The 21790-nt window shown below is 69.6% G+C and carries 22 protein-coding genes; 4 read left to right on the forward strand and 18 right to left on the reverse strand.

What is annotated here, in order from left to right:
- Window positions 1-41: 41 nt before the first annotated feature.
- From BJ998_RS06240 to BJ998_RS06260, 5 genes are all read right to left on the reverse strand, one after another.
- Complete coding sequence (locus BJ998_RS06240) at window positions 42-593, reverse strand: VanZ family protein (RefSeq protein ID WP_312889955.1); 552 nt, start codon at window positions 591-593, stop codon at window positions 42-44.
- 4 nt (window positions 594-597) lie between these two features.
- Window positions 598-1848: a serine hydrolase domain-containing protein gene (locus BJ998_RS06245; RefSeq protein WP_184859313.1), complete on the reverse strand. Its 1251-nt coding sequence runs from the start codon at window positions 1846-1848 to the stop codon at window positions 598-600.
- A gap of 68 nt (window positions 1849-1916) precedes the next feature.
- Complete coding sequence (locus BJ998_RS49055) at window positions 1917-2516, reverse strand: TetR/AcrR family transcriptional regulator (RefSeq protein ID WP_221337894.1); 600 nt, start codon at window positions 2514-2516, stop codon at window positions 1917-1919.
- On the reverse strand, window positions 2513-3340 hold the full coding sequence (locus tag BJ998_RS06255) for an aldo/keto reductase (RefSeq protein WP_184859315.1): 828 nt from the start codon (window positions 3338-3340) through the stop codon (window positions 2513-2515). Before BJ998_RS06255 ends, BJ998_RS49055 begins: the two co-directional genes overlap by 4 nt.
- Complete coding sequence (locus BJ998_RS06260; protein ID WP_184859317.1) at window positions 3340-4170, reverse strand: oxidoreductase; 831 nt, start codon at window positions 4168-4170, stop codon at window positions 3340-3342. The genes BJ998_RS06255 and BJ998_RS06260 overlap by 1 nt, the downstream gene beginning before the upstream one ends.
- A gap of 76 nt (window positions 4171-4246) precedes the next feature.
- On the opposite strand from BJ998_RS06260, the gene trpC reads away from it, so the two are divergent.
- The gene (trpC, locus tag BJ998_RS06265) at window positions 4247-5026 is read left to right on the forward strand and encodes an indole-3-glycerol phosphate synthase TrpC (RefSeq protein ID WP_184859319.1); all 780 of its coding nucleotides are present in this window, start codon (window positions 4247-4249) and stop codon (window positions 5024-5026) included.
- A 287-nt stretch (window positions 5027-5313) separates the two neighbouring features.
- Here trpC and BJ998_RS06270 read toward each other — a convergent pair whose 3' ends face one another.
- Genes BJ998_RS06270 through BJ998_RS06310 form a run of 9 tightly spaced genes read right to left on the reverse strand, consistent with a single transcriptional unit; the run spans window position 5314 to window position 17948 of the window.
- Entirely contained in the window at window positions 5314-5994 is a 681-nt protein-coding gene (locus BJ998_RS06270; protein WP_221337895.1) for a GntR family transcriptional regulator, read from the reverse strand.
- A gap of 44 nt (window positions 5995-6038) precedes the next feature.
- The gene (locus tag BJ998_RS06275) at window positions 6039-8159 is read right to left on the reverse strand and encodes an alpha-galactosidase (protein WP_184859323.1); all 2121 of its coding nucleotides are present in this window, start codon (window positions 8157-8159) and stop codon (window positions 6039-6041) included.
- Between the two features lie 9 nt (window positions 8160-8168).
- Complete coding sequence (locus BJ998_RS06280; RefSeq protein ID WP_221337896.1) at window positions 8169-9530, reverse strand: ABC transporter substrate-binding protein; 1362 nt, start codon at window positions 9528-9530, stop codon at window positions 8169-8171.
- On the reverse strand, window positions 9530-10522 hold the full coding sequence (locus tag BJ998_RS06285) for an acetylxylan esterase (protein WP_184859325.1): 993 nt from the start codon (window positions 10520-10522) through the stop codon (window positions 9530-9532). The genes BJ998_RS06280 and BJ998_RS06285 overlap by 1 nt, the downstream gene beginning before the upstream one ends.
- Window positions 10516-12876 (reverse strand): glycoside hydrolase family 95 protein, encoded by a 2361-nt coding sequence (locus tag BJ998_RS06290; RefSeq protein WP_184859327.1) that lies wholly within the window; start codon window positions 12874-12876, stop codon window positions 10516-10518. The genes BJ998_RS06285 and BJ998_RS06290 overlap by 7 nt, the downstream gene beginning before the upstream one ends.
- Complete coding sequence (locus tag BJ998_RS06295) at window positions 12876-13772, reverse strand: carbohydrate ABC transporter permease (protein WP_221337897.1); 897 nt, start codon at window positions 13770-13772, stop codon at window positions 12876-12878. Before BJ998_RS06295 ends, BJ998_RS06290 begins: the two co-directional genes overlap by 1 nt.
- Before the next feature lie 16 nt (window positions 13773-13788).
- Window positions 13789-14724, reverse strand: coding sequence for a carbohydrate ABC transporter permease (locus BJ998_RS47120; RefSeq protein WP_221337898.1), 936 nt, complete (start codon window positions 14722-14724; stop codon window positions 13789-13791).
- Window positions 14725-14745: 21 nt separating this feature from the next.
- A complete protein-coding gene (locus tag BJ998_RS06305) occupies window positions 14746-16806 on the reverse strand; it encodes a fibronectin type III domain-containing protein (protein WP_184859331.1) in 2061 nt (686 codons plus the stop codon).
- A gap of 53 nt (window positions 16807-16859) precedes the next feature.
- Window positions 16860-17948 (reverse strand): mandelate racemase/muconate lactonizing enzyme family protein, encoded by a 1089-nt coding sequence (locus BJ998_RS06310; protein WP_184859333.1) that lies wholly within the window; start codon window positions 17946-17948, stop codon window positions 16860-16862.
- A gap of 148 nt (window positions 17949-18096) precedes the next feature.
- Here BJ998_RS06310 and BJ998_RS06315 point away from each other — a divergent pair, with 148 nt between their 5' ends.
- The gene (locus BJ998_RS06315; RefSeq protein WP_184859335.1) at window positions 18097-19062 is read left to right on the forward strand and encodes a helix-turn-helix domain-containing protein; all 966 of its coding nucleotides are present in this window, start codon (window positions 18097-18099) and stop codon (window positions 19060-19062) included.
- A 197-nt stretch (window positions 19063-19259) separates the two neighbouring features.
- Here the strand turns inward: BJ998_RS06315 and BJ998_RS06320 are convergent, their stop codons facing one another.
- The 4 genes from BJ998_RS06320 to BJ998_RS47130 form a co-directional block, all read right to left on the reverse strand.
- Window positions 19260-19673, reverse strand: a complete 414-nt coding sequence (locus BJ998_RS06320) for an Imm1 family immunity protein (protein WP_184859337.1) — start codon at window positions 19671-19673, stop codon at window positions 19260-19262.
- On the reverse strand, window positions 19661-20215 hold the full coding sequence (locus tag BJ998_RS06325) for a DddA-like double-stranded DNA deaminase toxin (RefSeq protein ID WP_246488532.1): 555 nt from the start codon (window positions 20213-20215) through the stop codon (window positions 19661-19663). Before BJ998_RS06325 ends, BJ998_RS06320 begins: the two co-directional genes overlap by 13 nt.
- Window positions 20097-20426, reverse strand: coding sequence for a hypothetical protein (locus BJ998_RS47125; protein WP_246489982.1), 330 nt, complete (start codon window positions 20424-20426; stop codon window positions 20097-20099). Before BJ998_RS47125 ends, BJ998_RS06325 begins: the two co-directional genes overlap by 119 nt.
- 308 nt (window positions 20427-20734) lie before the next feature.
- Window positions 20735-21040, reverse strand: a complete 306-nt coding sequence (locus tag BJ998_RS47130; protein WP_246488533.1) for a hypothetical protein — start codon at window positions 21038-21040, stop codon at window positions 20735-20737.
- Window positions 21041-21248: 208 nt separating this feature from the next.
- Here BJ998_RS47130 and BJ998_RS47135 point away from each other — a divergent pair, with 208 nt between their 5' ends.
- Both BJ998_RS47135 and BJ998_RS47140 read left to right on the forward strand, forming a co-directional pair.
- The gene (locus BJ998_RS47135) at window positions 21249-21458 is read left to right on the forward strand and encodes a hypothetical protein (protein ID WP_246488534.1); all 210 of its coding nucleotides are present in this window, start codon (window positions 21249-21251) and stop codon (window positions 21456-21458) included.
- Between the two features lie 35 nt (window positions 21459-21493).
- Entirely contained in the window at window positions 21494-21679 is a 186-nt protein-coding gene (locus BJ998_RS47140; protein WP_246488535.1) for a DUF1905 domain-containing protein, read from the forward strand.
- Window positions 21680-21790: the final 111 nt, after the last annotated feature.

A 21790-nucleotide genomic window follows, 5' to 3' on the forward strand; every position in this document is an offset into this window, starting at 1 on the left:
CCCCGACAGCCTAGGCAACTCCGCATATCGCCCGCATATGCTCAGCGCACCGGCATCGGGGCGGGCACCCGCCACCAGCGGCGGGACGCCAGCGCGGCCAGCCCGGCGCCGACGGTATTGAGCAGCACGTCGTCCACAGAGGACACACGGTCGAGCTGGAAGACGTACTGGGACGTCTCGATCAAAACCGAGCAACCCCCGGCGAGCATCAGTATCCGCCGCGCCGAGGCCAGCCCCGCGAACCGCATCGGGGCGAAGAAGCCCAGCGCCGCGAACACCAGCAGGTTGCCGACGATCTGGCTCACCGCCGTTCCCGGGCCGGCGGCGAGGATCGCGAACAGGTCCCGCAGCGGCACCAGGCTCACCCCGCCCCGGCTGCCCGGCAACAGGGTCAGCCACACCGGCGGCGCCGTCCCGTAGACCATGCCGACCTCGGCCAGCGACGCCCGCCACGCCCACCCCGGCGCGGCCCCGGCGGCCCGTCGCCACCAGACCAGCGCCCCGGCCGCCAGCGCGGCCACCGGCATGGCCACCACCGAGGTGGCGACCACGCCGGTGAACGTGTCGAACCACTCGTGGAACTCGTCGAGCACGTTGTCACCCGCCGAGGATGGTCTGTTGCAGCCGGTCGCCCATCTCCGCCAGCGGCAGGCCGTCGATGTTGCCGAGGACGACGCCGACCCAGCCGGCGTCCGGGTAGATGCCCCAACTGGCGCCGACACCGGGATTGGCGCCGGCGCGGTCGTACACCCACTGGCCGTTGACGATGTGCACCGGCATGTCGTAGGCCCCGAACGAGGCGTCCGCCACGGTCGCCGCCGCCCGGAAACCCTGCGTCTGAGGCGGATGGGGGACCCTGGGCGCGGTGAGCAAGTCGGCGTAGGGCTGGGCCAGCAGCGTGCCGTCGGCCAGGCCCCGCGCGAACCGCACCAGATCGGTGGCGGTGGTGAAGCCGCCGTCGCCGGGGGCGTCGATGAAGGCCCGGCCCGGGTTCTTGCCCAGCATGATCGGGTTCGGGCTGCTCTTGTCCAGGTTGCGGACGGCGTCCACCTGGCTGCCGTCGGCCAGCGTCATGTACGGGTGGGCGATGTGGGGGTCGGTGAGCCACTGCGGCCGGGTGTAGAAGCCCGAGCCGGTCATGCCGCAGCGCTTGAAGATGTTCTCCTGCACGTAGTCCCAGTACGTCATGCCGGTCACGGCCTGGAGGATCAGCGCCGGGATGGCGATCTCGGAGCCGGCGTGGTTGGTGGGAGTGCCGACCGGGGCCACCAGCTTCGACTTGTGGGCGAACTCCAGGTTGTACTCGAGCACCTCCTCCCGGCTCTGGAAGACCCGTTGCACGTCCTCGTCCGGACTGTCCATTCCGGACGTTCCCGACAGCATGTGGTGGATGGTCACCTGGTCGGCGATGTCCTTGGGGAAGCCCGTCAGGTAGGTGCCGACCGTGTCGTACAGCTTCAGCTTTCCCTGCTGCACCAGCTGCAGGATGGCCACCGCACCGAACGGCTTGCCCGCCGAGCTGAGGTTGAACGCGGTGCCCTCGTGGTTGCGGATCCCCTTCTCCCGGTCGGCCATGCCGTAGCCGCGGGACAGCACGGTCCGGCCCCGGTGCGACAGCAGCACCACGCCGGAGAACTTGCCCTCGGCGGCCAGCTCCGCCACGTACCGGTCGTAGGCGCCGCCGGGCAGGGTGTCCGGCGGGATCCGGTCGTCCCCGGGCGGGGCCGGGTCGGCGTGGGCGGGCCGGGCACCCGCCAGCGGCGCGCCGGCCACCACGCCGGCGGCCGCCAGTCCGCCCCACCCCAGCAACCGCCGCCGGCCGATACCCGTCGATGCGTTGTGGTCCATGCGTCCACTGAAGCCGGAAGCCTGTTGCCGTGGCGTATTCGATTTTCGATACGCCCACGATACGAGTGCTAGGCGAGCAGGCCCGTCAGCGCGGCGGCGGCGATGGCGTCGGCCTCCGCCACGGTGAGCGGCGCGTGGCCGGCCAGCAGCCGGAAGATCAACGGCCCGAACAGCAGGTCGATGGCCGTCTCCACGGAGACCGAGGCCTTGACCTCGCCGCGGGACAAGGCGCGGTCCCACAGCACCGCCACCGCCTGCCTCCTTCCGTCGAGGAAGAACTCCCGGAAGAACCGCGCCGCCTCGGGTTCGGCGACGGTGGCGGCGAGCAGCTGGGCGAACACCCGGCCGTGGTGCCCGGCGTAGAAAGCGCTGACCCGACGCACCTGCTCGGCCAGGTCGTCACGGGCGTTTCCGGTGTCCGGCAACGGAATCGCGTCGGCCATCCGCCGGCCGAACGCCTCGGCGGCGACGGCGGTGCGGTTGGGCCAGTGCTTGTAGATCGTCGCCTTCGACACGCCGGACCGCGCGCTGATCGCGTCCACGGTCGCCGCCGGCAGCCCACCCTCGTCGAGCAGCGCGACAGTGGCCGCGAGCACGTCGTTGTGCGCGCGGACACTACGCGGATTGACCCTGGGCGGATCGACCTCGGGCGGATCCACCCGAGTCACGCGGAGACCGCCGCGAACTCCTCGTCCGTCAACGAGATCTGCCGCGCGGCCAGGTTCTCCTCCAGGTGCGCGACCTTGGACGTGCCGGGGATCGGCAGCATCACCGCCGACCGCCGCAGCAGCCAGGCCAGCGCCAGCTGCGACGGCGTGGCGCCGTGCGCCTTGGCGGCCTGGTCGAGCGGGCTGCCCGGCCGGGCGAGGTTGCCGGTCGCGAGCGGGAAGTACGGAATGAAGCCGATTCCGTTGGCCTCGGCGTACTCCAGCACGTCCTCGTGCCCGCGGTGCACCAGGTTGTACGAGTTCTGCACGGTGGCGATCGGCGTGATCTCCCGCGCCTGCGCCAGCTGCGCCACGCTCACCTCGGACAGCCCGATGTGCCGGACCTTTCCCTCCTGCCGCAACGCGACCAGCTCGCCGAGCTGGTCGGCCAGCGGCACGGCCGGGTCGATCCGGTGCAGCTGCAGCAGGTCGATCCGCTCGATGCCGAGATGGCGCAGGTTCAGCTCGGCCTGCTGCCGCAGGTACTCGGGCCGCCCGACCACCGTCCACCGGTTCGGGCCGCCGCGGGTGAAGCCGACCTTGGTGGCGATCACCAGGTCCGACGGGTACGGGTGCAGCGCCTCGCGGATGAACCGGTCGGCCACGAACGGCCCGTACGAGTCGGCCGTGTCGATCAGGGTCACGCCCAGCTCGACGGCCCGCCGCAGCACCCGCACGGCCTCGTCCGGATCCGCCGGCTCGCCCCACACACCCGGCCCGGTCAGCTGCATCGCGCCGTAGCCGAGGCGGTCCACCGGCAGGTCGCCGCCGATCAGATACGTCATCACTGCTCCTCGTGTGCGGTCGAAAGGGCCAACTCGCGCCACTGCGCCAGCTCGTCGGCGACCACCGCCAGCTTCGCCTCGACGCGGGCGACGCAGTCGGCGCCGAGTTGCACGCGCAGCGGCGGCTTCTCGGCGGTCGCGACGGTGATGATCGCAGCCGCCGCCTTGACCGGATCACCCTGCTGCCGTTGGTTGTACTCGGCCGGGCGGCCACGGGTCTGTCCGGCGGTGTCCGCGTAGTCCCCGATGACCGCGGCCGCGGTGTGCAGCGAGCTGCCGTCGAGAAAATCGGTGCGGAACATGCCGGGTTCGACGATGGTCACGGCGATGCCCAGCGGCGCCAGCTCGATGCGCATGGCTTCGCTCAGCCCCTCGACCGCGAACTTGGTCGAGTTGTAGATGCCCCAGCCCGGACTGCCGCTGAAGCCGCCGACCGAGCTGATGTTGAGCACCCGGCCGGAGCGCTGCCGGCGCAGCACCGGCAGGACCGCCCGGGTGACCGCGAGCAGGCCGAACACGTTCGTGTCGTACACGGCGCGCACCTCGGCGTCGGTCGCCTCCTCGACGGCGCCGAGCAGGCCGCGGCCGGCGTTGTTGACGAGCACGTCGATGCCGCCGAAGCGGTCGACCGCCGCGTCGACCGCACGCTGTGCCGCTGCCTCATCGGTCACGTCGAGCGGTAGCGCGAGCAGGCGGTCCGAGGTCGTCCCGGCCGTGATCTCCTCGGGCCGGCGAGCCGTCGCCACGACGTTGTCGCCCAGGTCCAGGGCCTGCCGGGCGATCTGGAACCCGAATCCGCGGGACGCCCCGGTGACGAACCAGGTCCTCATCCCCGCCTCCTTAAGTGAACTGTACGTTCAGTTTAGTTAGCCGCCGGCCCCGTCGTCAACCGATAGGCTCGACGACATGACGACGGTGCTCGACGGAATCCTGGACGGCGTGCTCGAGGACCTGGCGCAGCGGCAGCGCGAGGTCTCCCTGGCCGAGCTGAAGGCGCGGGTCGCGGACGCGCCGCCGGCGCGCGACCCGCTGCCGGGCTTCCGCGCCGACGGCGTGTCGATCATCGCCGAGGTCAAGCGCCGCAGCCCCAGCAAGGGGGCGCTGGCCGACATCCCCGACCCGGCGAAGCTGGCCGCCGAGTACGCCGCCGGCGGCGCCGCCGCGATCAGCGTGCTCACCGAGCGGCGCCGCTTCGGCGGCTCGCTGGCCGACCTCGACGCGGTCCGCGCCGAGGTCTCGGTTCCCGTGCTGCGCAAGGACTTCATCGTCACCGAGTACCAGCTGTGGGAGGCCAGGGCGCACGGCGCGGACCTCGCGCTGCTGATGGTCGTCTCCCTCGACGGCGGCCTGCTCGGCGACCTGTACGGCCTCGCCCGCGAGCTCGGCCTGACGCCGCTGGTCGAGACGCACACCGAGGCCGAGATCGCCCGCGCCGCCGAGATCGGCGCCGAGGTCATCGGCGTCAACGCCCGTGACCTCACCACGCTCAACGTCGACAACTCGGTGTTCACGCGGCTGTCCCCGCTGATCCCGGCCGGCGCGGTGCGGGTCGCCGAGTCCGGCGTGGCCGGACCCGACGACGTCGCCGACTACCACCGGCACGGCGCCGATGTCGTGCTCGTCGGCGAGGCGCTGGTGAAGTCCGGCGACCCGCGCGACGCGATCACCAGGTTCCGCGCCGTCTGACCACCGCCGCCGCCAGCGCAAAGCCAGCGCTGGCAAGGAAAGCCTGACTCACGGCGAGTCCCGCGACAGCGGGGCCGATCACCGCGCCGACGTTGAACGCCGTCGTGGCCAGAGCGCCGGCGATGCGCGGCGCGGTGACGGCGACGGAGCGCGCTGTGCTCGGGCCAGATTCCGTTGCGGTAGTGGCGATATTCGGTCACGTCCACAACGGCGGCCGCGCGGGAGTCACACGGTCAACGCTTGGTGGACGGTATGCGAACAAAAGCATGGCGGCCATGCGCCGGCGGTCACATCTTGACCAGCAGCCGGTCCCGCGCGGTCTCCAGGTGGTTGACCATCGCCTTGCGCGCCTGGGCCGGCTTGCCGGAGATCATCGCGTCCACGATCTCGCGGTGCTCGACCAGCGCCGCGATGCCCGAGGTCTGGTTGTAGGCCAACCGAAAGAAGTGCAGGTGGCAGTGCGTGCGCTCGAACGCCTGCTCCACCGCGGAGTTGCCGGCGATGTGCAGGATCATCTGGTGCAGCCGGGCGTCGTGCGCGGACAGCGCCCGGTAGTCCTCGTAGCTGTCGTCGTCGGGCGCAACCGGGCAGCTGGCCATCTCCGCCTCCAGCGCGGCGGCCCACTCGTCGGTCATCACCGACGCCGCCTTGGCCGCGCTGGGCGGCTCCAGCAGCAGCCGCAGCCCGTACATGTCCTCGACCTCGGCGCGGGTGAGCAGTTCGGTGACGCGGTAGCCGCGCAGCGGCAGGCGCACGACGAGCCCCTCGGACTCCAGCCGTGCCAACGCTTCCCGCACCGGCGTGCCCGACACGTCGAGCTCGCGCGCCACCTCGTCGATGTTCACGCGATCGCCCGGCGCGATGCCGTCGTTCATGATCAGCGTCCTGATCTGCTCATAGACGCCGTCCGCGAGCACCTGCCGGCCCTTGAGCGCCGACAGGCGAGGACCACCAGTCTCGTTGTTCACCCGCACCACTAACCTCCCCGGAATAGCGTACCGGATCTGGTGGATCATGCACGATCGACGATTACCTCCAAGAGTAACGCCTGTCCGGGATCGAGCGTCGGCATCGCCACGCCCGCGTCGACGAGCACCGCACCCGGCACGCGCACCCAGCCGTCGATCGCCGCCGTGACCCATTCCGGGGCCCTGACCTGGCGCATCGACGGGAGTCCGAGGTCGCCTCGGATCCGCAGCCGGTAGTCACGCCCCCGCGACAGGCCGGGCAGCCGGACCCGCCACGATTGTCCCGCAGGCGAGGTGGAAATCCGCGCGAGGCAGAGCAATCCATGCTCATTAGAAATGACACCGTGGAAAAAAAGTCCGTCGTCCGGCAGGTCGGCGCGGACGACACGACCCGAATGCAGTAGCGGGCGCAGCTCCTTGTACATCGCCGCCCACGCCGTCAGCTTGTCGACCTCCGCAGGTGAGCACGCCGTCAGGTCCTGCTCGATGCCGGCATGGCCGAACAGGGCCGTGGCCAACCGGAACGAGTCGTCGGTGCGCCGGTTGGTCGTGTGGCTCCGTTCCGGGCCCACGTGCGAGCCGATCAGCTCGGGCGGCAGCAGCTGCGCGGTCCAGCGCTGGATCGACTGCCGCTCAACGGGGTCGTTGCAGTCCGAGGCCCACACCCGGTCGGTGCGGGCCAGAATGCCCAGGTCGACCCGGCCGCCGCCGCTGGCGCAGGACTCGATCTCCAGGTCCGGGTGCCGGAGCTTGAGCTCGTCGATCAGCCGGTACAGCGCCAGCGTCTGGCTGTGCACGACCGGCCGGCCGTCGGGCCGGACGGCTTCGTGCAGGTCGCGGTTGTGGTCCCACTTGAGGTAGTCGATCCCGTACTCCGAGACGAGATCGTCGATCGAGGTCAGCAGGTACGCCCACGCCTCGGGATTGGTCAGGTCCACGACGTACTGGTTGCGCGAGGGCGGGCCGGGCTCCCCCGGCACGCCGAGGACCCACTCGGGGTGGTGGCGGGCCAGGTCCGAGTCCAGGTTCACCATCTCCGGCTCGAACCACAGGCCGAACTGCAGGCCCAGGCCCTTGACGTGGTCGACGAACGGAGCAAGGCCCTGCGGCCACACCGTTGTGTCGACCTGCCAGTCGCCGAGCCCGGCGGTGTCGTCGCGGCGGCCGCGGAACCAGCCGTCGTCGAGCACGACGCGTTCCACGCCCACCTTGGCCGCCGCGTCGGCCAGCGCCAGCAGCCGGTCCAGGTCGTGGTCGAAATACACCGCTTCCCACGTGTTGAGCACAAGCGGCCGCGGCGGGCGGACCTTCTTGCGCTGCAACGCGTGGAAGCGGGCGGCCAGCCCGTCCAGTCCCTCATCGGACCAGGCGAAGTAGCTGATCGGTGTTTCGTAGCGTTCGCCGGGAGCAAGGCGGACCTCGCCCGCGCGCAGCAGCTCGCCGCCGCCGAGCACCGGCGGCGTCTCCGGCAGCTGCTCGACCACGTAGCGCTGATCACCGCTCCACGCCACGTGCAGGGCCCACACCTCGCCGTCGGCGAAGGAGAAGCCGGGCACGCCGACGGTCATCAGGAACGCCGAGTCCTGGCCGGGCTTGCCGCGCCGGGACTCGCGGACGTGCGCGCCGTGGCCGAGCCGGGTCCGCTGCGGCGACCGCTCGCGGCACCACTTCCCGGTGAAGTCCAGGACCTCGACGGCCCGGCTCGGCAACGGCAGCAGGGTGGAAACGCCGGCGACCTCGTAAGGGTTTTCCGAGGCCGCCAGCGCCGCCTGTGCGGACAGCACGCCACTGCTGTCCATCGTGTAGGTCACCGTGATGCGCAGGCCGGTGATCTGGTCGTCCAGCACGAGCACCAGCCGGTTGCCGTCCAGCGAGTGCTCGACCAACCGCGGCCGCGGCGTGGTGGCCACGCCGTCGCGGTGCCCCTGGAGAGCCGGCGTGCCGGCCCAGCCCTCGAACTCCGTCGGCCACACCGAGCACCGGCGCGGCACGTCCACGGAGTTGTTCAGCACCGCGGGCTCGCCGGTGAAGGCCAGCGCGGCCAGCCCCGACTCGTCCAGCTCGCCGAGGTCGCGCCCCCAGTGCACGACCACCGGGACGGGCTGCGCGGCCAGGTCGACCACAAAACCCGTGCCTGCCGCGCGCAGCGCGGCGAACCGGCGCATCACGTCAGCTCAGCCCTTCTTGTTGAGGATGTCCTTGGCCTTCTGCGTCATCTCGGCGAACACGTCATCGCCGCGGCTGCCGCTGAAGTACGCCTCGAACAGCGGCTCCAGCGTCTGCTGGAGGTCGGCGCCGTTGGCGTAGGCCGGCGCGCCGTAGAGCGTGCCGTCCTTGAGCGCCTTGGTGAACACGGACAGGTCGACGCCCTGCTTCTGCACCTGCGCCGCGACCTTGTCCATCGCCGCCGGGATGGACGGGAAGAACGAGCCGGAGGCGCCGGCCGTCGCCTGGCACTCCTCGGAACCCATGTAGGAGACCCACTTCCAGGTCAGGTCGGGGTTCTTGGTGCCGGCCCAGATGTTGTTGCCGTTGGAGTTGGACATGTCCGAGCGGGTCTTGCCGTCCGGGCCTTCGACGGTCGGCGCGATGCCCACCTTGACGCCGGGCAGCTTGGCGAAGGTCGCCGCCTCCCACGAGCCGGCGGTCTCCATCGCGATCTTGCCGGTGCCCATCAGGTCCACGTCGCTGATGGTCGCGGTGCCGCCGCCGGCGCTGAAGGAGTTGATCTTCGGCGCGAGGCCGCGGTCGGTCAGCGACTTGATGTACTTCATGGTCTTGGCGAAGTTCGGGTCGTCGTAGTTGAACTTCGTCGGCCACTGCGGCTTGTCGCCCTGCCGCCAGCCCGTGGTGGACAGGAACGAGTTCCAGGTGGTCTGGCCGATGAAGTCCTTGGCCGCCAGCTGACCCATGCCGTAGGTGGCGACGTGGGTCTTGTCGAAGCCGGCCTCGTCGCCGCGCTTTCCGTTCGCGTCGACGGTCAGGTGCGCCACCATCTTGTCGAAGGTGCCGCCGTCGTCCGGGTTCCAGGTCAGCTTCTCGACGTCGGCCGGGGTGTAGCCGGCCTTGGTCAGCGCGTCGGTGTTGTAGTAGATCGCGGACGCGGCCCAGTCCAGCGGGAGCGCGTACTGCTTGCCGTCGGTGAACTTCCACGCGCCGACGCCGACCGAGAACTTCTTCAGGTCGAAGTTGGTCTTGCTGATCTCCTCGTCCAGCGGCAGGAGCTGGTGCTGCGAGGCGTAGGCCTGGAAGAACTGCACCGAGTTCTGGAACGCGTCCGGCGCGGTGCCGGCGACGAAGCCCGCGGTGAGCTTGGTGAAGTAGTCGTCCACGGCGTACTGCGAGATCTTCACGGTGACGCCGGGGTTGGCCTTCTCGAACGCCGTGGCGCACGACTGGTAGGCGGCGGCCTGCTTGTCGTCCCAGGTCCACCAGTTGATCGTGCCCGACGACGCCCCGGAGCCCGAGCTGCCGCAGGCCGACAGGGCGACGACGGACGCGGACGCCAGCGCGACCGCGAGCAGCTTTCTCATCATCAGCTATTCCTCGTTTCGGTGGGACTGCCCAGATCGATGGAGTCGCTCGGGCGCAGGATGCTCGCGAACGCGGACAGCGCGATCGCCAGGTCTTCGGCGCCGCCTGCCTCGTGTCCGTTGTGCTCCCACAACCGGATCTGCTTGGGTCCCCAGTACTCGTGGTAGGCGCCGAAAACGGCCGGCGCCGGCACCACGTCGTCGAGTTGGCCGGCCGAGAACCACGCCGGCGCCGCGGCCCGGCGGGCGAAGGCGATGCCGTCGAAGTAGGCCAGCGTCTGCCACACGCGGTCGGCGCTGTTGCGCCGGGCCGCCAGGTACTTCGTGATCTCCTCGTACGGAAAGGTGCGCACCGTGCGCGTCGCCTGCTGGATGTCGGCCAGGAACGGGGCCTGGAAGTGCGCCGCCGCAAGGTCCGGCACCAGCCCGGCGGTGGCCAGGGCGATGCCCGCGCCCTGGCTGTTGCCGATCACCGCGACCCGCTCCGGGTCGACGAAGTCCAGGCTGCGCACCGTATCCACGGCCCGGACCGCATCCGTGTAGACGCGACGGTAGAAGTAGTCGTCCCGACTCTCCACGCCCCGGGTCAGAAAACCCGGATACGCCGGGCCGCTGCCGACCGGGTCGGGCGTGTCGCCGCCGGCCCAGTCGCCGCCCTGACCTCGGACGTCCATGAACAGGTGGGCGTATCCGGCCGAGGACCACAGGAGGTCCTCCACCGCCGCTCCGCGACCGCTGGAGTAGCCGTGGAACTGCACCACCGCTGGCAGCTTTCCGCTACGCCGTTCGGGAAGTCGGAGCCAGGCCCGGATCGGGTGGCCACCGAAGCCGGGGTACGTCACGTCGAAGACCTCGACGGTGACCAGGTGCGTCTCGACCGGCGTGATGTCGACGGTCAGCTCGTGTCGCCGGGCCTCGGCGAGAGTGGCCGCCCAGAAGTCGTCGAAGTCTTCCGGTTCCTTGTAGGAGCTGCGGTATTCCCGGACGTTCAGCACGCGAGCCGCCTCTCCTCGCCGACGGCAAGGGTGAACTCCTCGTGCTGGCCGGCGTGGACGACGTTCACGGCCTGGCGTGCGTCGCCGGTCAGCCGGCGGATGCTCAGCGCGGCCAGGGTTCCGTCGCGCCAGGTGAGGTCGACGGACAAGCCGCCACGGCAGCGCACGCCCGTCAGCGCCCCGCTGGGCCAGCTGCTCGGGAGCGCCGGCAGCACCCGGATCACACCGTTGTGGCTCTGCACCAGCATTTCCGCGATGGCGGCCGGGAATCCGTAGTTGCCGTCGATCTGGAACGGCGGGTGCGAGCTGAACAGGTTCGGCAGCAGGCCACCCCACTGCGAGCCGTCGGTGGGGGCGTTGACGTCCCAGTCGTAACCCAGCGGCCGGGTCGCCTCCAACAGCAGCGACCGCGCGGTCTCCCCGTCGCCCAGCCGGGCCCGCAGCGCGATCTTCCACGCCCACGACCAACCCATCGCGCCGTTGCCCCGGCGGTCCATCAGGTTCACCGCCGCCTCGGCCAGCTCCGGCGTCGACTCGGGATCGATCTGCCCCAGCGGATACACCGTCACCAGCTGGGAGACGTGCCGGTGCTTCGGGTCGTGCTCCGGCAGGTCGGCGACCCACTCCTGGAGCCAGCCGCCCTCGGTCACGGCCGGCGGCCGCAGCCTCGGCAACGCCTTCTCGATCTCGGCCAGCACCGGGTCGTCGACGCCGGCGATCTGCGCGGCGGCCAGGCACCGGACGAAGACGGCCCTGATCAGAGCCATGTCCATTGTGGAGGACCAGGTCAGCGACTCCGGCCTGCCGTCCATCATGAACAGGTTCTCGGGTGAGGTGGACGGGATGGTGTCCAGCCAACCGTCGTCGCCGACCAGCCAGTCCAGGCAGAACTCGGCGCAGCCGCGCAGCAGCGGCCAGGCCCGGTCGGTGAGGAACTCCGTGTCGCCGGTGAACTCGTAGTGGTCCCAGGCGTGTTGGACGAGCCAGGCGCCGCCCATCATCCAGATCGCCCACGACGGGTTGCCGTGGCCCATGCCGACCGGCAGCGCCCAGCCCCACATGTCCGTGTTGTGGTGGGTCACCCAGCCGCGTGCCCCGTACAGCTCGCGAGCGACCTCCGCGCCGTTGCCCGCCATCTTGTCCAGCAGGTCGATCAGCGGCAGGTGGCACTCGCCGAGCCCGGTCACCTCGGCCGGCCAGTAGTTCATCTCGGTGTTGATGTTGACCGTGTAGTTGGACGACCACGCCGGCCGCAGGTCCGCGTTCCACACGCCCTGCAGGTTGGCCGGCGGGCCGCTGCCCGGTCGAGACGAGGACGCCAGCAGGTACCGTCCAAATTGGAACATCACGGTCGCGGTCAGCTGTTCATCACGGCCGGAGAGCACGTCGGCAGCGACGTCGATCGGGCCGTTGACCTGACGTCCGATGCGCAGCGAGGTGCCGCCGAGCAGGGTCCGCAGGTCGGTGTCATGCTCCCGTAGCAACTCCGTGCCGCCCTTGGCCAGCGCCGAGGACGCGCGCTCCTCGGCCGCGGCGAGGTGCTCGGTGCGGGTCCGGGGTGCCTGCCCATCCCAGAAGTCCCGGGCAGCGGTCGATGTGCCGAGCACGATCAACGCCCATGTCGAGCCGGTGACGACCAGTTCATCGTCCGCTGTGGACAGCTTGCCGTCAGTGTCGATCCTCACGACCACCGCGCCGAACGGGTCGTAGTCGTCGATCGGGGCGTCGGCGTAGCGCAGCGGTTCCTCAACCTGCGGCTCGTGCTGCGGCGCGCCGTCGACCGGGATTTCCACACCGAGCTCGAACCCGCTGTCGCGCAGGACCTTGTGCACGATTCGCAACGGCGAATCCAATCCCAGCCTGACATCCGTGCGCCCGGTGATACCGACGCAGAGCACGCCGGCCGGGTGGCTGGCCCACACCGACCGCTCGACCTCGTGGCCGTCCACGGTCAGGAACTCGTGCGCGACACCGTTGTCCAGGTTGAGGGTCCGACCCTGCAGAGTGCCCTCCCCCAGCGTCAGCCAGAGATCCGCGAACGGCAGGAACTCCTGACTGTACGGGCCCTCGAACGACATCAACAGCCGTTCCGCCGTCCGGTGGTCGCCGGCGCGAACGGCCCTGCGCACCTCGGCCAGCCGTTCCGGACCCGCGCCCCGCGCGAGCACATCGGCGAGGCTGTCGGCCGGGCCGTGCGGGGTGCCGGACCACACCGTGGAGTCGTTGACCTGCAACCGGGTTCGCCCCGGGCCGCCGAACACCATCGCGCCCAACCGGCCGTTGCCGACCGGCGCGGCCTCGATCCACTCTCGCGCCGGCTCCGGCCAGGAGAGCACCAGGTCGTCGTGTCGCATCACTTGATCCCGGTGAAGCCGATGGAGTTGACGATCCGCCGGCCGAACACCACGAACAGCAGCAGCATCGGCGCCGCCGCGATCAGTGTGGCCGCCATCAGGCCGGCCCAGTCCACCGCCGTGTTGGGCGAGGCCTGCTTGAACACCGCCAGCGCCAGCGTCAGCGGCCGCACGCTCTCGTCGCTGGTCACCATCAGCGGCCAGAAGTAGTCGTTCCAGGTGTTGATGAACGTCAGCAGGCACAGGGTGGCGATCGGCGCCGCGCACATCGGCAGCACGATCCGGAAGAACACGCGCAGCGGCCCCGCGCCGTCGATGGTGGCCGCCTCCTCCACCTCGGTGCTCAGCCCGAGCATGAACTGCCGCAGGAAGAAGATGTTGAACGCGGAGAAGAACGCGCCGGGCAGGATCATGCCGGCGAAGGTGTTGGTCAGCCCCAGGTTCTTCACCGTCACGAAGTTCGGGATCAGCGTGAAGATCGCCGGCACCATCAGCGCGCACAGCAGGACGGAGAACACCACCTCGCGGCCCTTCCAGCGCAGCCGGGAGAAGGCGTAGGCGGCGGTGGCCGAGCAGAACACCACCAGCGCGGTCTGCACGCCCGCGTAGATCACCGAATTCCGCAGGTACAACGCGGTGTTCAGGGACGCGCCGGAGCCGCCCTCCGCCTGCGCCTCGGCCACCGAGGCCAGGCCGAGCGCGCGCTTGAAGGCGCCCCAGGTGAAGTCGACCGGCAGCAGCGAGGACGCGTCGGTGTGCAGCGCGAAGTTGTTGGACAGCGCGGTGCGCAGGATCCAGTAGAACGGGAACAGCGTGATCAGGATGATCACCGCCAGGTAGATCCAGGCCAGCACCCGACCGACCGAGGGTCGGGCGGTGACGGAGCGGTTCGCCACGGCTGCTTCTCCTCTCTCAGTTCAGGTCGGACTCGCCGGCGCGGGTCATCTTCAGCTGGGTGAACGTGATCGCGATCAGCATCGCGAACAGGGCCAGCGACATCGTCGCGGCGTAACCGAAGTCGAACTGGCTGAACGCCTTGTTGTAGATGTACATCTGCAGCACCAGCGACGCGTTCTGCGGGCCGCCCTTGGTGGTCACCTGCACGATGTCGAACACCTGGAAGGAGCCGATCACGGTCAGGATCACCACCATCACCAGGATGTTGCGCAGCAGCGGAACCGTGAGCTTGCAGAACATCTGGAACTCGCTGGCGCCGTCCACCCGGCCGGCCTCGTAGAGGGTGGCCGGGATGGTCTGCAGGCCGGCGAAGATGAGAATGGCGTTGTAGCCCATGGACTTCCACACGCTGATCGCGGCCAGTGACGGCACCGCGAGCGCGCTGTCGCCGAAGAACAGCAGCGGGTGGCCGGTGAACTTGATGAAGAACGAGTTGACGATGCCCAGCCCCGGGTCCAGCATCCAGGACCAGGTCATCGCCGCCACCACGCCGGAGATGAGGAACGGCAGCAGGATGATGCCCCGGATCACCGTCGACTTCGTCAGCCGGTGCATGATCACCGCGGTGACCAGCGAGATCAGGATCCCGAACACCACCGACAGCAGCACGAAGTAAACGGTCACCCACAGCGAGTGCCAGAACACGTCGTCGCCGAGCAGCTGCCTGAAGTTGTCCAGCCCCACCCAGTTCGGCGCGCTGAGCACGTGGAAGTCGGTGAAGCTGTAGTAGATGCCCTGCACCGTCGGGTAGGCGAAGAACACCAGGAAGCCGGCGACGGCGGGCGCGATCAGCAGCAGCGCCAGCGGCAGGTGGCCCCGCCGGATCCCCCGGCGACGTGCCGTGGCGACCGGTGCCACCGGCAGTGTCTTCGTGTCCTGTGTCGCGGTCACCACGGCATGTCCCCTCTCAGCTCAGATGGTGATCTTGTCGATGTCGGACACGTAGTCCTGCGGCGTCGGGCCGTTGAACTCGACCACGTTGCTGCCGCCGGCCTTGAGCGTGATCGGCACCGTCACGGTCTGCGGCGTGCTCCAGTCGTTGTCGTTGCTGCCGGCCAGCGGCAGCCGGAACGGCACGCCGTTCACCGTCACCTGCGCGGTGCGGCCGGAGTCACCGTCCACATAGGAGACGGTCATCAGGTAGGTGCCGTCCTTGGGCGCCCAGACGTTCGGGAACGTCAGGTGGCCGGTGCCGCCGAGGTTGCCGACCTTCTTGCCGCCCGAGCACGGGCCGCAGTCGTTGACCGACGCGCCGCCGGACACGATGTTCACCGACGCCTCGGCCTCGTAGTTGATCGACCCGTTCTTGTCCGCCGTGGACACGCTCAGCGTGGTGCTGGGCAAGGACTTCTTGCCGTCCTTGGTCACTGCGACCACGGTGAAGTCGAACGTGGTCGACGGGGCCAGGCTCGCCACGGTCACCGAGGTGCCGCCGGTGGTGAGCAGCCGGGTCGTGCCGTTGTAGACCTCGTAGCTCTTCACGGCGGTGTTGCCGCTGAACGACGCGTCCCAGGCCAGCGTCACGCTGTTGCCGGCGGCCGTGGTGCCGGACGCGGCGGTGGCGTGCAGGAAGCCGGGCGGGTTGGGCGCGTTGTCCTTGGCGTTCGGCGTGATCTTCAGCAGCTGCGAGCCGTGCGTGGGCAGCTGCGCGGAGATCGTGCCGGTGGCCGCGGCGAGATCCTTGTGGCTCCACAGGTCCCGCACCTTGACCGAACCGTTGATGCCCAGCTGGGCCAGGTTCGCCGTGACGTTCGCGGTGGTGTCGCCGAGGTTGAACAGCGCGACAGTGTAGCTGCCGTCGGAGTTGCGGGCGTACCAGGCCTGCTGCTGCGTGGACTGGCTGACCGGCTTGGCCGCGATGCCGGCCTGGTCGACGGCGATGACCTCGTCGTTGGTCAGCAGGGACAGGCCGTACGGGTCGAGCTTGGTCAGGTCGTCACCGGCGTAGAGCGGGGCCGCCTCGATCGCCCACAGCGTCATGTAGCTCTGCCGCTCGGCCTCGGAGATGCCGTCCATCTGGCCGTTGCCGACGTCGAGGGAGTCCAGGTTGTTCCAGTAGCCGGGGCCGGCGTCCGGGATCCACTGCACCACATCGGTGAACCGCTGCTTCACCGAGTTGTTCCAGGTGACGATGGTGTCGCAGTAGCACTCGACGTCGGTCTCGACGCGGGCGCCGTTGGAGTTGGCCTTCCAGACGTCGGCCTGTCGGTGGCTCAGGCCCCAGGAGATGACGAACTGGATCTTGCGGCCGGTCTTGACCAGCGCGGTGTTCCACGCCTTGACGTCGGAGGTGTTGTCGTAGTTGGCGCCGCCCTGGAAGGAGCCGGGGCCGACGCCGTCCAGCTTGAGGAAGTCGACGCCCCAGCCGGCCAGCACGTTCGCGATGGAGTTGATGTAGGCCTGCGAGCAGGGGTTGCTGAAATCGATCTTGTACGAGCTGTTCCAGCCGTTGGTCGTGCGCAGGTCCGGGTAGACCAGGTTGCGGGTGTAGCAGTCCTTCGTGCCGTAGATCGGCGTGTTGCCGTTGTTGTACGCGCGGATGTCCAGGCCCACCGCCAGGTAGGCGCCGAACTTCAGGCCCTTGCGGTGGATGTAGTCACCGAGGTACTTCATGCCGTGCGGGAAGGTGGTGGCATTGGCCAGCGGGCGGGCGTAACCGTCGAAGCCGCCCAGCCAACCGGCGTCCACGTTCACGTACTCGTAGCCGTGCGACTTCAGCTTGCTGGCCACGACGTCGGTCTGCTTGATGACGTTGGCCTCGGTCAGCCAGCTCGCCGGGCCGGTCGGGTTGACCCCGGGGTAGTTGGTCGACTCCAGGCTCCAGCTGCTCCAGCCCATGTAGGGCTTGTCCGCGCTGTCGGCCTTGGTGGGCTTGGCATCCGGCGCCGCGTCGGCCAGCGGCGCCTGCACCACCGTGATGGCCAGCAGGGCCGCGGCTGCCGCCGTCAGCAGCCGCGTCGTTCTCCGACTCATCGAAACTCCATCTCAGTCGCACCGTTGCTGACTGTCCAATGAGGACACTACTGTCAGGCGACCCGCAGGTCGTCCATGGCGTCCCGGTTCCAGGCGATGCCCAGACCCGGCGTGTCCGGAGCGACGGCTTCACCGTCCACAACGGACATTTCCCCAGTGGTGATGGCCCGTAGCTGCGGGATGTGCTCGACGAACCGGCCATTGGGCACGGCGGCCGCGAGACTCACGTGCAGCTCCATCAGGAAGTGCGGACAGACCTCCGCGTTGAACGTCTCGGCGGTGTGCGCGACCTTGAGCCACGGCGTGATGCCGCCGATCCTGGCCACGTCCACCTGCACGACCGAGGCCGCGCCGCGGTGCAGGTACTCGCGGAACTGCGCGACCGAGTACAGCGACTCGCCGACCGCGACCGGGATGTTGGTGGCGTGCGCCAGCCGCTCGTGCGCGGCCACGTCGTCGGCCGGCAGCGGCTCCTCCAGCCAGGTCAGGCCCAGCGGCGCGAACAGCTCGGCCCGACGCAGCGCCTCCGCCAGCGTCATCGACTGGTTGGCGTCGACCATGACCGGGAAGTGCGGGCCGACCGCCTCGCGCACCGCCGCCAGCCGGGCCGCGTCCTCGGCGCCGCTCGGCTTGCCCACCTTGACCTTGACCCCACGCCAGCCCGCGTCCCTGGCCTTGAGCGCGCCGGCGACGAGTTCGTCCGTGCTCAGGTGCAGCCAGCCCGTCTCGGTGTCGTACAACGGAACCCTCGACCGGAAGCCGCCGGCCATCCGCCACAGCGGTTCGCCCGCTCGGATGCAGCGCAGGTCCCAGAGGGCCGTGTCCACCGCCGCCAGGGCCAGCGAGGTGATCGCGCCGACCGTGGTCGCCCTGGTCGAGGCGAACAGGTCGTGCCAGACCGCCTCGACGCGGGTGGCGTCGGCCCCGATCAGCCGGGGCAGCAGGTCGTCGCGGAGCAGGGCCAGCACCGCCGTTCCGCCGGTGCCGATCGTGTACGTGTACCCGAGACCTGTCGCGTCGTCGTCCGTGGTCAGCTCGACGAAGACCGTCTCCTGGGAGAGGAAGGCCTGGACCGCGTCCGTGCGGACCTGCTCGACCTCGATGTCCACCAGGAACGCCTCGGCCTTGCGGACTCTGGCCACGCTCCGCTCCGTTCGGTCTTCGTAGATCCTATACGATCGGTGGTACGTGATTCTTGACTTGGATTAAGCCGGGTGTCAATGGGTCGTGTTTCAGCCGTTACCGGCCCGTGTCGGGGGCCCAAGATCGGTCCGCGCGTACACTCGCGCCATGCCGCCGGCAGCCGCCTTCCACCACCGGGTAGACGAGGGAGTCGTCGAGAAGGGCAGCCCCCGCCAGACGTTCGCGCTCCCCGTCGGCGGGCAGAACCTGCAGTATTCCGGCACCCTCGGCCGGCCCGGCACCGGATACCGGACCGTCACCCGCCTGTTGATCGGCGGCGTCACCACGTTCGACTGGACGTACCAGGGCTCCGGGGCCCAGACGGAACGCACCGAGTCGCTGATCCGGCTGTCCCCCAACGGCTTGACGTATCTCTGCGTGTGCGTCGACGGCACCACCCGGCTGCGCCACCGCGGCGCCGAGCTGCTGCTCAAGCCCGGCCGGGCCGCCCTCTGCTCCACCGTGAACCCCTTGGAGGCCCGGCACTCCGCCCAGAACCGCCTGCTCACCGTCTACGTCGACGCGTCGCGGCTGGAGAGCCAGGTTCCCGGCGTCAACCGGCTGCTCGGCACCACCATCGCCGTCGAGGGTGTCGGGGAACTGCTGGTGCAGCACGTGCTCGCCACCATGAAGGTCGCTTCCGGCCTGGACAGTGCCGGCCTCGCCGCCGCGTCCGAGGCCGTGTCGCATCTGCTCGTCGGCGCCCTCTCCCGCCGCGCCCAGCCCGTGTCGCCCGCTCTGGAAGCCCAGATCAGCGCCTACATCGACAGCTGGCTCGGCGACCCCGAGCTCTCCGTCGAGCGCATCGCCGCCGCCCACCACATCTCCGTGCGCACCCTGCACCGCGTGTTTCAGCAACGTGGTGAGACCGTCTCCACGCACATCAAGAACCGCCGCCTCGACGGCTGCCACGCCGACCTGCTCGCCCGCCCCGACCTGATGATCGGCGCGATCTGCGCGAAGTGGGGCATCACGGACATCGCTCACTTCTCCCGCCAGTACAAGGCCCGCTTCGGCTGCACCCCCACCGACACCCGCGAGCAACGCCTCAACCTGGGCAGCCCGGCCCACTGAGCGCGGCGAGCCACGCTCGGCGGCCCATGGGTGTCCGGCGCGCCCACCCGCCCGGCCTTCCGTTCGTCGGCCACTTCGATGGACGAGGGCTCCCGAGCGGGTGATCAGAGTCGCGTCGACTCACCACTGGCGCCATGTGGTTGGAGGGTTCGAGCGCCGCTCACTTGCCTGCCGGGGTGGCGTGGGCGTGGCTCTGGCTATACCTCGTCCGGCTGCCACTCGACAGAGGTCGGCCGCGCACCGTTGGTAATGACGAACTCGTGGACGGCCCGCCGCACGTCGTCCAGAGGAACCTCCGCATTGCCGGGGACTTCGCGGACGTGCCCCATGTAGTCGTAGGTCAACGGCTGGTCGGTGGCCGTGCCGTTGGTGGTGACGAACGATCCCGTGGCGTCGGTATGAGCGAGCACTCCGCGATCGGTGTTCACCCCGATGTGGAGCACGGCCCAGCCCTCAGCGTCGCGTCGCGAGAGCTGCATGAGCGGTGGCACCTGCATGGCAGCCCGGTCAGCCTGCAGACGGTCCAGGAAAGTGTCCACGTCAGCCGTCGTGCCGACGATAATCGGCTCGTCGTCGTTGTCGGGGTCGTACCAGGCCCTCAGCGCCACCACGGCTCCGCTCCTCCGGTGAACCTCTTGCGGTAGTTCGGGGCGTGCACGGTCAGCGAGTACCCCGCCGGCAGGATGACAGGCACCAACTCGTCACAGCTCAGGTCACCCTTGCAGGGACGATTGTTGATCACGAGGGTGACGTGTCGCATCCCGGGGTCGGTCTGGCCCTGCTCACGCATCAGGGCGGCTAGCTTCAGTTCCACGTCGTCGGCGGTACGGGCAGGCAGCCAAGGGCATCCTTGGGCTCTCAGTTGGTCGTTGACCTTGGTCGAGAGCTCGTCCCGCCCACTGACCAACTGCTGGGCGGTGCCACCCTGCGCGACCCACCGGCCATGGGTCTTCTGCCCGGTGCCGGGCACTACGGGCGACGGTAGCTCGGCACGTAGCCGCTCGATCTGGTCAGCCGACGGAGAGCCGGCCGAGTCAGCGGGCCTGGCTGGTCGCTGCGGCGAGACGGTCGCCGTCGTGATCGTGTCCGACGCACGGCCGGCCACATCCGGGCTGAGCCGGCTCACATACCGCTGGACGCCCTGCAATGGCATCCTCGACGGCGTCATTGGCCGCACGGACGGAATCCAGAGCCGCACCCATCAGCGCGATCGAGTCGCGATCCCGTGCCCCTTCCAGAGCCTGTGCCAACGCTTCCACGCACGTTTGAAACGCCTCATCAGCACCGCGCAATCGTGTGCCGGCGGTGCCGCAAGCGGTGAGGACCGCCCGGAAACGGGCGATGACGTCGGCAATGCCGGCCAATCGCCACCCCCTTACGCCTCACGGCCCAGCTCCGATTCCAGGTTCGCAGTGTGCCAGTGCGCGAGCGGCGCGAGCGAGCAAATACGTCTGTGCGACAGAGCACCCCGTGACGGTTTCACTGTGACACCGGGCGGCTCACGACAGCCTTCAAGGCAAACAAATGTTCATCGGGAGAGCCTCGCCCTGAACCTGACGAAGAGGGGAGTCGCGAACGAAATATGGGTGTCAGCCGTGGCGAGGGTGGGCGGGTGGGTGCGAAAAAGGCACGCACGCCCACACCACCACTTCGGCACCAACCCGAGGATCCCTCAACCGAGCATCGCCTCCAACGGGGCGGTCAACGCCTTCGCCAACTCCGCGTCCACGTGTGCGGCCTCCGCCAACAACAACGCCACCCCGGCCCGGAAGGCGCGGCGCAGCTCGGCCTCCGCCAAGCCGCCGACCAGGGTTGCCAAGGCGGCCTTGGTTTCGGTGGACGGGAGCAGGTGCAGTCCTCGTCCCTGAACTGCCGGCACCCCGTGTCGCAGGCACATCAGGGTCAGCACGACGTTGCGCAGCCCGCCGAGCATGTGCTCGGCCTGCCAGACACGGCCGCGTTCGATGCTGGAACGCACGTGCAGGGCGTAGAGCCACCCCCATGTCGATCTGCGCACGGGCGGTCGGCACAGGCGTCGGAGGCTGCTCCGAAGCGATCCCGAAGAGGAGACGGAAGGTGGGGGCGGTCGCCCCGAACTCGGCGGAGGGGACGAAGGCGATGTCGACCTGAAGGGTGTCGGGCAGCAGGAACACGCGGTAGATGGCCGACCGGAACGGCACGTCCATGTGGTGGATGACGCCGAAATCGGCATAGAGGAACGCGGTCCAGTCGGCCATCACGTCGTCACGGTCGGCCACGACGCCGAGGGCGAGGTCGATGTCGGACCACCGGTCGGCGCCATCGACAGCGCCGGAGCCGGTCAGGGCGGCGCCGCCGATCCGGACGTCGCCACGAGCCCGCTCGATCAGGGCGGCGAGCAGCCGGTCGCGTTGTGAGGGCGTGAAGATGGCCATGGGGTCATACTGCCGGCATGCGCTTCCGCACGACGGTCCTCCTGGGCGGCAAGACCGCGACCGGCCTGCCGGTGCCGGCGGAGGTCGTCGCCGAGCTCGGCGCGGGCAAGCAGCCCAAGGTGCACGTGACCATCGGCGGGCACACCTACCGGAGCACGGTGGCGACGAGGGGCGGGCAGTTCCTGATCCCGCTCAGCTCCTGATCCCGCTCAGCGCCGAGAACCGCACTGCCGCCGGCGTCGAGGCCTGGGACGAGGTCGATGTCGACATCGCGCTCGACACAGCTCCCCGCGAGGTCGAGATACCGGCCGATC

This window comes from Kutzneria kofuensis (genome assembly GCF_014203355.1).
Classification (GTDB): domain Bacteria; phylum Actinomycetota; class Actinomycetes; order Mycobacteriales; family Pseudonocardiaceae; genus Kutzneria; species Kutzneria kofuensis.